The organism is Actinoplanes palleronii (assembly GCF_016862315.1).
In the GTDB taxonomy this organism is placed as follows: Bacteria; Actinomycetota; Actinomycetes; order Mycobacteriales; family Micromonosporaceae; genus Actinoplanes; species Actinoplanes palleronii.
This window is the reverse complement of the sequence record NZ_BOMS01000025.1, coordinates 64,941-76,870: the sequence shown is the minus strand read 5'-3', so window position 1 is coordinate 76,870 and position 11,930 is coordinate 64,941. Positions and strand designations below refer to the sequence as shown.

Below are 11,930 nucleotides of genomic sequence, written 5' to 3'. Positions count from 1 at the left end.
GTGGTCAGCGGGTGAACCGCCAGGTCCGCAGCTCCGTCCCGGTCGGGCAGGTGAGCAACTCCGCGTTCCAGTCGCAGCGCCCGGAGAGCTCCGGCGTCGACCCCAGCCCGACCGGCTGGAAGTCGATGTTGGAGACGCCCCGGACGACGAACCGGCCGTCGTCGTCCCGGGTCATGGTCAGCGCGTTGCCGTCGTCGATGAACCCGCCGACCCCGGCGTCGGAGTAGCGCGCCGTTCCGTTCTCGTCGTAGAGCGCTGTGCCCTTGTCGCCGCCGGCACTGGTCATGATGTGGCCGAGGCGGACCGCGGCGGTGCCGGTGACGGGCGCCGGGGTCGTCCGGAGCGTCGCGCCGGTGGTCGCGTCGATCAGGAGCAGGCGCGACTCCTGCTCGTCGGACTCGAAGACGCAGAGCCGGTCGCGTCCGCAGGGGAAGAAGTCGTCCGAGTACCACGGGGTGCGGGGCTCGTAGACCACGCGGGACGAGACACCGGTCGCCCGGATGACCGGCCCCGTGGTGGTGTACGCCATGCCCTCGTACGCCATCAGCGACCCGGCCTCCGACGGGCCCGGCGTCGTCGAGCGGACCGTGCCGGTGTGGATGTCCCGGATCACGATCCGGCCCTTCGTGGTCGCCTGGACCAGCCGGTCGTCGGTGAACGGGAACGCCTTCGCCGAGGACGGGTCCCACAACGCGTCGCTGCCTCCCGCGGTCACCTCCCGCGCGTCCGCCCCGGTCTGCGTCCCGGTGATCAACAGCGGACGATCGCCGCCGGCCGGGGCCGACCACCGCCGCTCACCGGTGACCAGGTCGTAGGCCTCGGTCGCCCCGGTGGCGCCGACCAGCCGGACCAGCACGTCCTCGTGCAGCACGAACCGGTCCTGGTCGGTGTGCGGCAGTTTCCAGAGCTCCGCCCCGGTGGCCGGGTCGTGGATCTCGAAGCTCCGGGCCACCGGCGCACTCGACGCCTCGGACTGCTCGCCGGTCTGGCGTACGAAAATGACCGCCGTCGCCGTGGTCGCCACCCCGAGATAGCTGACGTCGAGGTCGCGCACGGTCCAGAGCGTCTTCCCGGTCCGGGTGTCCCGGGCCACCACCTCGTGCCCGCCGCCCGCCGCGCCGGCGAACCCGATCACCCGGGTGCCGGAGATCCGGGCCGCGGTCCAGTTCGCCCCGGTGGCGACGCGCAGCGGCTCGCCGAGCGGCGCCATCCCGCGGATCCGGGACGGTGTGGTGGCCGGCAGGATCGGGTCGGCGTGCCGTTCCCGCTGCAGGGCCACGCCCAGGCCCGCGGTGACCAGCAGCACCGCGGCCGCGGCGGCCAGCGCCGTCCGGTTCCGGTTGCGCTGCCGCCCGCGCGCCTTGACCGCCGCGAGCGGGACCGGCGGCACGGCGTCGGCCTGCCGGCCCAGCGCCATGAACAGTTCGTCCAGATCAGTGGACACGACGAGCTCCCTCCAGCGAGCCGAGGGACACCGCGAGCGCGGCGCGGCCCCGGGACAGCCAGGACTTGACGGTGCCGAGCGAGGCGCCGGTCTCGACGGCGATCTCCGCGATCGAGCGGTCCAGCAGGTAGTGCAGGGCGAGCGCGCGCCGCTGCTTGTCCGGCAGTTCCCGCATCGCCCGGACCAGCAGCACCACGTCCTCGGACGGCGCGGCCACCGGCGTGGGTGGCGGTTCGGCGGCGGCCCGTGCCCGGCGGATGCCGAGCCGGCGCCACCGGTCCGCGGACAGCCGGTTCACCACCAGCCGCAGCCAGGCCTCCGGGTCGTCGTACCCGGCGAGCCGGCGCCGGCGCTGCCAGGCCCGGGCGTACGCCTCCTGGACCAGGTCCTGCGCCTCACCCGGATCACCGGTCAGTCCGTAGGCGTACCGCAACAGCCGCCGGGAGGTGTCCCGGTAGAAGCCGTCGAAATCCATCCGTCACCCCGTCCTTCTCCGATGAGGGACACGGGATGCCCACCCGGCCGGTTGCACTCGGGACGCGACTAGGATGCTGCCTCATGGCTCGTGTGCTCACTCCCCGTGCGGAGGATTTTCCCCGCTGGTACCAGGACCTCATCGCCAAGGCGCAACTCGCCGACAACGGCCCGGTGCGCGGCACGATGGTGATCCGGCCGGTCGGCTACGCGATCTGGGAGCGCATGCAGGCCGACATGGACGCCCGGATCAAGGAGCAGGGCGTCCAGAACGCGTACTTCCCGCTCTTCATCCCGGAGAGCTACCTGCGCCGTGAGGCCGACCACGTGGAGGGCTTCTCGCCGGAGCTCGCCGTGGTCACCCACGCCGGTGGCAAGGAGCTCGCCGAGCCGCTGGTGGTCCGTCCGACCAGCGAGACCGTGATCGGCGAGTTCATGGCCAAGTGGGTCGACTCGTACCGGGACCTGCCGCTGCTGCTGAACCAGTGGGCCAACGTGGTGCGCTGGGAGCTGCGTCCGCGCACGTTCCTGCGGACCACCGAGTTCCTCTGGCAGGAGGGGCACACCGCGCACGCCACCGAGCAGGACGCCCGGGACCACGCGCGCGACATCCACCACAACGTGTACCAGTCGTTCATGGAGGACGTGCTGGCCATCCCGGTGGTGCCCGGCCGCAAGACCAAGGGCGAGCGGTTCGCCGGCGCGACCAACACGATGACCGTCGAGGCCATGATGGGCGACGGCAAGGCGCTGCAGATGGGCACCTCGCACGAGCTCGGGCAGAATTTCGCCAAGGCGTTCGACATCACGTATTCCTCCGCCGAGCGCACCGTCGAGCACGCCTGGACCACGTCCTGGGGCACCTCGACCCGGATGCTCGGTGGCCTGATCATGGTGCACGGCGACGACAACGGCCTGCGGCTGCCGCCGCGGCTCGCGCCGATCCAGGTGCAGATCATGGTGGTCAAGGCGGGCGAGGGCGTCACGGAGGCTGCCACTCAGCTCCGCGACGAGCTCAAAACCGCAGGTGTACGTGTGAAGCTCGACGAACGCTCGGACATCCCGTTCGGTCGCCGGGCGGTCGACGCCGAGCTGCAGGGCATCCCGATCCGCGTGGAGGTCGGCCCCCGCGACCTGGCCAACGGCAACGCCGTGGTGGCCCGCCGGGTGGACGGCACGAAGTCGCCGATCGCGCTGGCCGAGGTGACCACCGCGGTGGTGGCCGCGCTCAAGGCCGACCAGCAGCGGATGTACGACGACGCGCTGGCCTTCCGTGCCGAGCGCACCGTCGAGGTGAAGACGCTGGGTGAGGCGATCGAGGCGTCGCAGACCGGCTGGGCGCGGGTGCCGTGGTCGGTGGTCGGCGAGGCCGGCGAGAAGGAAGCCAACGGCAAGGCCGTCACGGTGCGCTGCCTGGTCCGCGAGGACGGCACGATGCCGGAGTCGGACGAGGAGCCGAACCTGATCGCCTACCTGGGCCGCTCGTACTGATCGTGCCTTTCGACACCGGCCGGCCGGTCCTCTACCGGAACTTCTCGGGGGACCGGCTGGTCACCGTCCGGCTCTGCCGGGTGATCACCGACGACGACCGCGGGCTGCTGATCTGGCTGGCCCGCGGTGCCGCCGTGACGGTCGACGTCGCCGTGGACGGCCGTGGCGTGCGGGACATGCCGTTCGCCGAGTGGGCGACGACTCCGCGCGAGCTGGTTCCGTCCACCTGGTCCGGCCCGGGTGTGCTGAAGTTCCTCCCGCCCGGCGCCGACCACTCGGTGTGGTTCTTCCGCACGGCGGAGGGCGTCTTCGACGGGTGGTACGTCAACCTCGAGGAGCACGCGGTCCGCTGGGACGACGGCGCGCTGGCCGGGGTCGACGTGATCGACCAGGACCTGGACGTGGTGATCGCCCCGGACCGTACCTGGCGGTGGAAGGACGAGGACGAGTTCGCCGAGCGGCTCGCCGTCCCGGAGCACTACTGGGTGCCCGACCCGGACGCGGTCCGGGCCGAGGGCCGCCGGGTGATCAAGCGGATCGAGGCCGGTGAGTTCCCCTTCGACGGGACCTGGACGGACTTCCGGCCGGACCCGGCCTGGCCGGTTCCCGCCTCGATGCCGGCCGGCTGGGACCGGCCCGGCGCCCGCTGACACCCGGTTGGGATTTCCGGTCTCCGGTCTGGCAGAATGGCTTGTTGGTATCCGGCATGTCGCGAGGCGCCCTCTAACCCCGCGCGACAGGCCAATCCACGAGGCATCGGTCCCGCATCCCCACGTGGGTTACCGTTCGGCTCACCCTCGCAGTCATCAGGAGCGAATTAACCGTGGCCGTCAAGATCCGGCTCCTGCGGATGGGCAAGATCCGCAACCCGCAGTACCGCATCGTCATCGCCGACTCGCGCACCAAGCGCGACGGTCGCGCGATCGAGTACATCGGCATCTACCAGCCGAAGGAACACCCCTCGGTGATCGTGGTCAAGTCCGAGCGCGTGCAGTACTGGCTGTCGGTCGGCGCCCAGCCGAGCGAGCCGGTGCAGCGCATCCTCGAGAAGACCGGCGACTGGCAGAAGTTCAAGGGCCTGCCGGCCCCGCCGCCGCTGCTGGTCAAGGAAGCCAAGCTCAGCAAGACCGAGGTGTACGAGGCTGAGGCCAAGGCCGCCGCCGGTCTGACCGAGGTCACGAAGCCGGCCGCCACGCCGAAGAAGGCGAAGGCGGAGAAGGCCGACAAGACCGAGAAGGCTGAGAAGCCGGCCGAGGCCGCCGCTGAGGCGAAGCCGGCCGAGGCTGCTGCTGAGCCGACGCGCGAGGTTGTCGCCGAGAAGGCTGAGGACCCGGCCGGTGCCGGCGCCGACGCGAGCTGACGGGGCGCTCCGGCCCGCGCTGGAGCACCTCGTCAAGGGCATCGTCGACAGCCCGGACGACGTCCGGGTTCGCCTTGTCGACTCGCGCCGCGGCAAGCGGCTCGAGGTTCGTGTGCACCCCGATGACCTGGGAACGGTCATCGGGCGCGGCGGGCGGACGGCCAAGGCGCTGCGTCAGGTGATCGGGTCGATCGGTGGGCGCGGCATCCGCGTCGACATCGTCGACGCGTACTGATCGCGATGCTCCTCGTCGTCGGCCAGATCGGCAAACCGCACGGCATCCGGGGCGAAGTCTCGGTGGTCGTGCGGACCGACGAACCCGAGGCACGCTTCACCGCCGGTTCGGTGTTCATCACGGAGGTCCCCCGGGACCGCCGGGTGAGCACCGGCCCGGCGGGCGCTGCCGCTCTCGGCGTTCCGTTCGAAGTTCCCCAGCAACTCACTCTCGAGTCGATCCGCTGGCATCAGGGCCGCGGCATCGCGGTGTTCGAGGGTATCCCCGACCGCAACGTCGCCGAGGCGATGCGCGGGGTGTACCTGAAGGTGGACAGCGCCGGGATGGCTGCGCCGGCCGACCCGGACGAGTTCCACGACCACCAGCTGGTCGGTCTGCGCGTGGTGTCGGCGGACGGTACCGAACTCGGCACGGTGGACCGGATCGACCACGCTCCGTCGTCCGATCTGATCGTGCTGAAGAAGGCCGGCGGCGGCACGGCCCTGATCCCGTTCGTCACCGCGATGGTCCCGACCGTGGACATCGCCGGCGGCCGGATCGTCGTCGACCTACCGGAAGGCCTGCTGGATCTGTGAAGGTCGACATCATCTCGATCTTTCCGGACTACTTCGCCCCGCTCGGCCTCTCGCTGGTCGGCAAGGCGCGTACCACCGGGACGCTTGACCTCGCCGTGCACGACCTGCGCACGTGGACCCACGACGTGCACCGGACGGTGGACGACAGTCCGTACGGCGGGGGCCCGGGCATGGTGATGCGCCCGGAGCCGTGGGGTCAGGCCCTGGAGGCGGTGGCCGGCCCGGGCGCGACGCTCGTCGTCCCGTCCCCGGTCGGCAAGCCGTTCACCCAGGCCGACGCGTACGAACTGGCCGCACTGGACCACCTGGTCTTCGCGTGCGGGCGGTACGAGGGCATCGACCAGCGGGTGATCGACGACGCCGCGGACCGGATGCCGGTGCGCGAGGTCTCGCTCGGCGACTACGTGCTGTTCGGTGGCGAGGTCGCGGTCATCGTCATCATGGAGGCGATCACCCGGTTGCTGCCCGGTGTGCTCGGCAACGCCGACTCGCTCACCGAGGAGTCGCACGCGGCCGGCCTGCTGGAGGCCCCGGTCTACACCAAGCCCGCCGCGTGGCGCGACCGTGAGGTGCCCGACGTGCTGCGCTCCGGTGACCACGGCCGGATCGCCCGCTGGCGCCGTACCGAAAGCCTGTTGCGGACCGCGGCCCGGCGGCCGGACCTGTTCGCGGCCTATCCGCCGGAGCACCTCGACAAGCAGGACCGCAAGGCCCTGGCCGAGGCCGGATTGGAGCTCCCGCCACCCGGTGTGGCAAAGTAGGGAGGTTGCCGTTTTCTCGCACACCGTGCGGGACGACGAGGATCCCTCGGATCGGTGGGGGATCAGAGTCACCCCGCGCATCGAGTTCCGATGCGCTCTAGTTATTCAAGGATGCAGCGATGAACACGCTGGATGAACTCGACGCCCAGTCGCAGCGCACCGACCTTCCGGACTTCCGCGCCGGCGACACCCTCAAGGTGTTCGCCCGGGTCGTCGAGGGTAACCGTTCCCGTGTCCAGGTCTTCCAGGGCGTGGTCATCGGTCGTCAGGGCGCCGGTCTGCGCGAGACCTTCAAGATCCGGAAGATCAGCTTCGGCGTCGGCGTCGAGCGGACCTACCCGATCAACAGCCCGGTGATCGACAAGCTCGAGGTCGTCACCCGTGGTGACGTCCGCCGCGCCAAGCTCTACTACCTGCGTGAGCTCCGTGGCAAGAAGGCCAAGATCAAGGAGCTGCGGGAGAAGCAGACGGTCTGATCTTCCGCTCCGGCAGTCGCAGGCGCGAGCGCACTAAGCTGGCGCCTGTGCCGGATGATGAACCATTCCAGTCCTACCGCTCGTAACTTCCCCTAGCCGGGAAACTCGGGCGGTAGTGCTGTATCCGGGGGCGGATCGGCCGGTAGGCGTCAGGAGATGCGAAGCGTGGATCCGATGGAAGGCTATCGACCGCCTCGACGGCGTTCGATTATGCGGCGCAAGGAGATGCCCCTCTGGCAGGAGCTGCCGCTGTTGCTCGTGGTGGCGTTCTGCCTGGCCGTACTCATCCGGACGTTCCTGGTCCAGGCCTTCTACATCCCCAGTGGGTCGATGCAGAAGACCCTGGAGCTCAAGGACCGGGTGCTGGTCAACAAGGTCGTCTACGACATGCGCGACCCGCTGCGCGGCGAGATCGTGGTGTTCCGCGGCACCGACAACTGGGCGCCCGAGGTCAGCGAGCCGGTGAGCGACGCGTTCATGTCCAAACTCGGTCGCACGATCGGCGACCTGGTCGGGGTGAGCCGTCCCGGTGAGCGGGACTTCATCAAACGGGTGATCGGCCTTCCGGGTGACAAGGTCGCCTGCTGCGACGCACAGGGCCGGATCACCGTGAACGGTGTGGCCATCGACGAGTCGTACATCGCCGAAGGCTTCAACTCCGACCTGAGCCAGCCGCCGATCGCGGGGCAGTGCACCAGCCGGAGATTCGCCGAGATCACCATCCCGGCCGGGCAGATGTTCGTGATGGGTGACCACCGGGCGGTCTCCCAGGACGCGCGATGCCAGGGTCCGGTGCCGATCGAGAACATCATCGGCCGGGCCTTCGTGATCGTCTGGCCGAGCGACCGATTCAAGAGTCTCGACGTGCCGGACGTCTGGAAACAGTTCGCCCAGGACCATCCGACGGCGGCGATCGGTCCGGCCCCGCCGGAGCCCCGGCGTGATCCGCAGGTGGCCATGGGCCTGTTCCCGTTGCTGCTGAGTGCGGCGTTGTCCGCGCGTTCCGGCATGTCGTTCGTGACTCGACGACGTAGGCTCCGAGCGTGATTGACGAGCACACCGAAAAGCGCAGCGGATCGTTCTGGCGCGAGCTGCCCATCCTGCTGGGCGTGGCGATCCTGGTCGCTGTCCTGGTCCGCGCGTTCGTGCTGCAGACGTTCTACATTCCGTCCCCCTCGATGGAACACACCCTGAACGTCTGGGACCGGGTGCTCGTCAACAAGCTCGTCTACGACTTCCGTGACCCGAAGCGCGGCGAGATCATCGTCTTCAAGGCGCCGACGGAGTGGCAGGCCGGCGCCGAGGGCGAAGACTTCATCAAGCGGGTCATCGGCACCCCTGGTGACACCGTGGAGTGCTGCGACGACCAGAACCGTCTGATCGTCAACGGCAAGCCGCTCGACGAGCCGTACATCTACACCGACGCGGACGGCAAGCGGAACGAGGTCGCGGACGAGAAGTTCAAGATCGTCGTTCCGGCCGGCCGGCTCTGGGTGATGGGTGACCACCGCGCCGAGTCGGGCGACTCGCTCGAGCACTACGAGACGAGCACGGCGGCCGACGAGGCCGGCAAGATGCTGGACTCGACCGTCACCATCGACTCGGTGGTCGGCCGGGCCTTCACCATCTTCTGGCCGGTGGGCCGGGCGACGTGGCTGACCGTGCCGGACTCGTACGACGACATTCCGGACTCCGCGTCCAAATGAGCGCGGCGCCCGAGGGCGGTTCGGAAGATCCACCTCGGGCGCTTAGGCTGGTCCGGTGACCGAGTCGAACCAGCCCGTGGTGTCCCGCCGCGCCGGACGGGTGCTCCTGGTCGATCTGGCCGGGCGTGCCCTGCTGCTGCACGGCGGCGATCCGGCCCGGCCCGGCATGCACTGGTGGTTCACGCCGGGCGGCGGGCTGGAGGCCGGCGAGAGCCCGACCCAGGCGGCCGCCCGCGAGCTGTTCGAGGAGACCGGGCTCCGGGCCGACCCGGCCGAGCTGAGCGCGTCGATCCTGCACGAGCAGGCCGAGTTCTCCTACAACGGCCGGGCGTATGTGCAGACTCAGGACTTCTTCCTGTTCCGGGTCGCCGACTGGCAGGTCGACACGGCCGGGATGGACGCCGAGGAGCAGCTCACCATCACCGAGCACCGCTGGTGGTCGGCGGCCGAGATCGAGGCCAGCGACGAGCTGATCTACCCCGCCGACCTGGCCGCCCTGCTGCGGTCGCAGGAGCCCTGATGCTGGCCCCGCCGCGCACCGTGGTGCGCCGGGAGGCTGGTCTCTACGCCCTGGAGCAGGCGCTGCAGCGGCGCGGCTTCGAGCACGTGGCCGGCGCCGACGAGGCCGGCCGGGGCGCCTGCGCGGGCCCGCTGGTCGCGGCCGCGGCGATCCTGCCGGCCGGCAAGCGCGGCGAGGTGCCCGGGCTGGCCGATTCCAAGCTGCTCACCGCGGCGGCCCGGGAACGGGTCTACGCCGAGGTGGTCGACCGCGCCCTGGCCTGGTCCGTGATGATCATCCCGCCCACTGAGGTGGACGCCCGGGGCCTGCACGTCTGCAACCTGGCGGCGATGCGGCGCTCGCTCGCCCTGCTGACCGTCCGGCCGGATTACGTGCTGACCGACGGCTTCCCGGTCGACGGCCTGGGTGTGCCCGGGCTGGCGGTGTGGAAGGGCGACCGGGTGGCGGCGTGTGTCGCGGCGGCCAGCGTGCTGGCCAAGGTCACCCGGGACCGGCTGATGGTGGAACTTCACGACAAGTTCCCGGAGTACGGCTTTGCCGTACACAAAGGTTATATAACGGACGAGCACAGTTCCGCGCTGCTCAGGCACGGTCCCTGCGCCGAGCACCGGTTCTCGTACGTGAACGTGGCCGCGGCCTCGGGCCGGGGCAATGTGCCGCCCCGAGCCCGCCGCCCGGCTAATACCACGGCGGAGCCGATCCCGTCGTTGTTCGATGCATCCGTTACCGAGCCGCTGCTGCTTCCGATGGCGGCTGAGGGTACCGTCGGCGTGGCGTCGGGCGAGCAGCCTCAGCCGTCGCCGTCGGTGGGGGAAGATGAGGCCATGGAGGGCGAGACACGATGAGCGCAGAGGATCTCGAGAAGTACGAGACCGAGATGGAGCTGCAGCTCTACCGGGAGTACCGCGACATCGTCCGCCAGTTCTCCTACGTGGTGGAGACCGAGCGTCGGTTCTACCTGGCCAACCAGGTGGACCTGCACGTGCGTAACTCCGACGGCGAGGTGTATTTCGAGGTCGAGATGCACGACGCCTGGGTCTGGGACATGTACCGCCCGGCCCGGTTCGTCAAGAACGTGCGGGTGATGACGTTCAAGGACGTGAACGTCGAGGAGCTGGAGAAGCCGGACATCTCGTTGCCGGAGGATGGTGGCTTCGGCGGATAACCCGCCTTCTGCACAGGAGGCGGTTGTCCACAGGTCGGGTCGCCGGCCGGCTGACGGCTGGCCAGACTCGCCCGCATGTACTTCTTCTGGGCATTTTTTCTGGGCGTCAGCCCGGTCCCCTGGTCGTGGCCGGTGACTCCGCCCGCGGTGGTGCGGCGGTTCGAGGCCCCGCCGCAGCCGTGGCTGGCCGGGCACCGCGGGGTCGACCTGGCCGCGCCGGCCGGATCGGTGGTCCGGTCCGCCGGCGCCGGCATCGTGGTCCACGCGCGGGTGCTCGCCGGGCGCGGGGTGGTCAGCGTGGCGCACGCGGGCGGGTTGCGGCTCACCTACGAGCCGGTGACACCCGCCGTCGCGCCCGGTGACGTGCTGGCCGCCGGTGATCCGCTGGGCACGCTCGACGCGGGCCACCCGGGCTGCCCGGTGCGGGCCTGCCTGCACTGGGGCGTGCGCACCGGCGAGGGGTATCTCGACCCGCTCGTCCTGCTCGGCCTCGGCCGGGTCCGCCTGCTACCCGTGTTGCCAACCGTTGAGCAGCGCGGGTAGCCGCTCGGCCAGCCGGTCGTACTCCTCGGGACGGTTGTAGATCTGCGCGCTCAGCCGGAGCAGGCCGCGCCCGCCCCACGCGTTCACCGCGGTCTCCACGCCCAGCTTGTCGGCGATGTGCTGGCGCAGCGCGTGTGCCTCGGGGTAGGTGGTGGCCAGGCCGGCCGGCAACGGGACGATCCGCATCGAAACCCCGGGTCCGCCGGGCTGCGGGAGGTCCGCCGGTCCCAGACCGAGGGCTTCGCCGACAACCCTTTGTCCGTACGACACCAGCGCCGCGTTGTGCTCCCGGATCGCGTCGAGCCCGATCGTGCGCATGGCGTAGACGCCGGCCGGGGCGGCCAGCCAGGCCGTGTAGTCGAGCGTCCCCTGGAACTCGACCGACAGCGGGAAGCCCTGATCCTGCTCCCAGGACACGATCAGCGGCTCGATCCGCCGCCGCCACTCGGGGGACACCGCCAGCACCGACGTGCCGCGGGGCGCCCACGCCCACTTGTGCAGGTTGCCCACCCAGAAGTCGGCACCGATCGCGGCCACGTCCACCGGCAGCATCCCGGGCACGTGCGCGGCGTCCACCATCACCGGGATGTCCAGGTCACGGGCCGCGGCGGTGATCTGATCCACCGGGAACAGGGTGGCGGTGGCCGACGTCAGCTGGTCGACGATCAGCAGCCGGGTACGCCCGGGCCGCAGTGCTGCCCGGACCCGGGCGACGACCTCCGCGCTCGGTGCGCCCAGTGGCAGCGCGACCGTCCGCGCGGTGGCTCCGGTGCGGCGGCACTCCCGGCGTACCGCCATCGCGACCGCGCCGTAGGCGTGATCGGTCAGCAGCACCTCGTCGGACCGGCCCAGCCCGGCCGACTGCAGCACCAGGCTGACCACCGAGGTGGTGTTCCCGGTCAGCGCGGAGCCCTCCGGGTCGGCGCCGAGGAACTCGGCCAGGTGCCGTCGGGTGTGGATGATCCGATCCAGCAGCCCGTCGCCGAAGAACCGCATCGGGTTCGCCTCGGTCTCGTCGCGCAGCCGCTGCTGGGCGCGCTGCACGCTGATCGGCACCGCGCCGAACGACCCGTGGTTGAGATAGGACACCGCCGGATCCAGCGAGAACAGGAGCCGGGCGCCGGGAATCGGGCGGGGCGGGGCTGCGGCGCTCATGGTCAGGATCGTACGTGCCCGGCGC

General features: G+C 70.6%; 16 protein-coding genes. 13 read left to right on the top strand and 3 right to left on the bottom strand.

Annotated features, from left to right (window positions below; translation table 11 throughout):
• Window positions 1–4: 4 nt before the first annotated feature.
• Together Apa02nite_RS09780 and Apa02nite_RS09775 are read right to left on the bottom strand one after the other, a co-directional pair.
• Window positions 5–1,444: an outer membrane protein assembly factor BamB family protein gene (locus Apa02nite_RS09780; protein ID WP_203824743.1), complete on the bottom strand. Its 1,440-nt coding sequence runs from the start codon at window positions 1,442–1,444 to the stop codon at window positions 5–7.
• Window positions 1,434–1,919 carry a SigE family RNA polymerase sigma factor gene (locus Apa02nite_RS09775; RefSeq protein WP_203824742.1) on the bottom strand — a complete coding sequence of 162 codons (486 nt, stop codon included), beginning with the start codon at window positions 1,917–1,919 and terminating at the stop codon, window positions 1,434–1,436. Before Apa02nite_RS09775 ends, Apa02nite_RS09780 begins: the two co-directional genes overlap by 11 nt.
• A gap of 83 nt (window positions 1,920–2,002) precedes the next feature.
• On the opposite strand from Apa02nite_RS09775, the gene proS reads away from it, so the two are divergent.
• The 13 genes from proS to Apa02nite_RS09710 all read left to right on the top strand — a co-directional run bounded on the left by proS (window position 2,003) and on the right by Apa02nite_RS09710 (window position 10,750).
• Window positions 2,003–3,409 (top strand): proline--tRNA ligase, encoded by a 1,407-nt coding sequence (proS, locus tag Apa02nite_RS09770; RefSeq protein WP_203824741.1) that lies wholly within the window; start codon window positions 2,003–2,005, stop codon window positions 3,407–3,409.
• Window positions 3,410–3,411: 2 nt separating this feature from the next.
• Window positions 3,412–4,059 (top strand): ribonuclease FAU-1 family protein, encoded by a 648-nt coding sequence (locus Apa02nite_RS09765; RefSeq protein WP_203824740.1) that lies wholly within the window; start codon window positions 3,412–3,414, stop codon window positions 4,057–4,059.
• Window positions 4,060–4,232: 173 nt separating this feature from the next.
• Window positions 4,233–4,769, top strand: a complete 537-nt coding sequence (rpsP, locus tag Apa02nite_RS09760) for a 30S ribosomal protein S16 (RefSeq protein ID WP_203824739.1) — start codon at window positions 4,233–4,235, stop codon at window positions 4,767–4,769.
• Window positions 4,747–5,004, top strand: coding sequence for an RNA-binding protein (locus Apa02nite_RS09755; RefSeq protein WP_067698687.1), 258 nt, complete (start codon window positions 4,747–4,749; stop codon window positions 5,002–5,004). The genes rpsP and Apa02nite_RS09755 overlap by 23 nt, the downstream gene beginning before the upstream one ends.
• Window positions 5,005–5,009: 5 nt before the next feature.
• A complete protein-coding gene (rimM, locus tag Apa02nite_RS09750) occupies window positions 5,010–5,579 on the top strand; it encodes a ribosome maturation factor RimM (RefSeq protein WP_067698685.1) in 570 nt (189 codons plus the stop codon).
• On the top strand, window positions 5,576–6,340 hold the full coding sequence (gene trmD, locus Apa02nite_RS09745) for a tRNA (guanosine(37)-N1)-methyltransferase TrmD (protein WP_067698683.1): 765 nt from the start codon (window positions 5,576–5,578) through the stop codon (window positions 6,338–6,340). The genes rimM and trmD overlap by 4 nt, the downstream gene beginning before the upstream one ends.
• 119 nt (window positions 6,341–6,459) lie before the next feature.
• Window positions 6,460–6,816 (top strand): 50S ribosomal protein L19, encoded by a 357-nt coding sequence (gene rplS, locus Apa02nite_RS09740; protein ID WP_067698680.1) that lies wholly within the window; start codon window positions 6,460–6,462, stop codon window positions 6,814–6,816.
• 156 nt (window positions 6,817–6,972) lie between these two features.
• Window positions 6,973–7,863 carry a signal peptidase I gene (gene lepB / locus Apa02nite_RS09735; RefSeq protein WP_067698678.1) on the top strand — a complete coding sequence of 297 codons (891 nt, stop codon included), beginning with the start codon at window positions 6,973–6,975 and terminating at the stop codon, window positions 7,861–7,863.
• Complete coding sequence (gene lepB, locus Apa02nite_RS09730; RefSeq protein ID WP_067698676.1) at window positions 7,860–8,522, top strand: signal peptidase I; 663 nt, start codon at window positions 7,860–7,862, stop codon at window positions 8,520–8,522. Before lepB (Apa02nite_RS09735) ends, lepB (Apa02nite_RS09730) begins: the two co-directional genes overlap by 4 nt.
• A 55-nt stretch (window positions 8,523–8,577) precedes the next feature.
• Complete coding sequence (locus Apa02nite_RS09725) at window positions 8,578–9,042, top strand: NUDIX hydrolase (RefSeq protein ID WP_239164220.1); 465 nt, start codon at window positions 8,578–8,580, stop codon at window positions 9,040–9,042.
• Complete coding sequence (locus tag Apa02nite_RS09720; protein WP_203824738.1) at window positions 9,042–9,887, top strand: ribonuclease HII; 846 nt, start codon at window positions 9,042–9,044, stop codon at window positions 9,885–9,887. The genes Apa02nite_RS09725 and Apa02nite_RS09720 overlap by 1 nt, the downstream gene beginning before the upstream one ends.
• Entirely contained in the window at window positions 9,884–10,207 is a 324-nt protein-coding gene (locus Apa02nite_RS09715) for a DUF2469 domain-containing protein (RefSeq protein WP_067698673.1), read from the top strand. Before Apa02nite_RS09720 ends, Apa02nite_RS09715 begins: the two co-directional genes overlap by 4 nt.
• A 75-nt stretch (window positions 10,208–10,282) precedes the next feature.
• Window positions 10,283–10,750, top strand: coding sequence for a murein hydrolase activator EnvC family protein (locus Apa02nite_RS09710; protein ID WP_203824737.1), 468 nt, complete (start codon window positions 10,283–10,285; stop codon window positions 10,748–10,750).
• Here the strand turns inward: Apa02nite_RS09710 and Apa02nite_RS09705 are convergent.
• Complete coding sequence (locus tag Apa02nite_RS09705; protein ID WP_203824736.1) at window positions 10,715–11,905, bottom strand: aminotransferase class V-fold PLP-dependent enzyme; 1,191 nt, start codon at window positions 11,903–11,905, stop codon at window positions 10,715–10,717. The two genes, Apa02nite_RS09710 and Apa02nite_RS09705, sit on opposite strands and share 36 nt — an antisense overlap.
• Window positions 11,906–11,930 lie beyond the last annotated feature (25 nt).

Excerpts from the sequence above, each read along its gene's own strand:
- proS (WP_203824741.1), top strand. The coding sequence starts at position 2,003 with ATGGCTCGTGTGCTCACTCCCCGTGCGGAGGATTTTCCCCGCTGGTAC.
- Apa02nite_RS09705 (WP_203824736.1), bottom strand. The coding sequence starts at position 11,905 with ATGAGCGCCGCAGCCCCGCCCCGCCCGATTCCCGGCGCCCGGCTCCTG.
- rimM (WP_067698685.1), top strand. The coding sequence starts at position 5,010 with ATGCTCCTCGTCGTCGGCCAGATCGGCAAACCGCACGGCATCCGGGGC.
- Apa02nite_RS09715 (WP_067698673.1), top strand. The coding sequence starts at position 9,884 with ATGAGCGCAGAGGATCTCGAGAAGTACGAGACCGAGATGGAGCTGCAG.
- lepB (WP_067698678.1), top strand. The coding sequence starts at position 6,973 with ATGCGAAGCGTGGATCCGATGGAAGGCTATCGACCGCCTCGACGGCGT.
- Apa02nite_RS09775 (WP_203824742.1), bottom strand. The coding sequence starts at position 1,919 with ATGGATTTCGACGGCTTCTACCGGGACACCTCCCGGCGGCTGTTGCGG.
- rplS (WP_067698680.1), top strand. The coding sequence starts at position 6,460 with ATGAACACGCTGGATGAACTCGACGCCCAGTCGCAGCGCACCGACCTT.
- Apa02nite_RS09710 (WP_203824737.1), top strand. The coding sequence starts at position 10,283 with ATGTACTTCTTCTGGGCATTTTTTCTGGGCGTCAGCCCGGTCCCCTGG.
- Apa02nite_RS09720 (WP_203824738.1), top strand. The coding sequence starts at position 9,042 with ATGCTGGCCCCGCCGCGCACCGTGGTGCGCCGGGAGGCTGGTCTCTAC.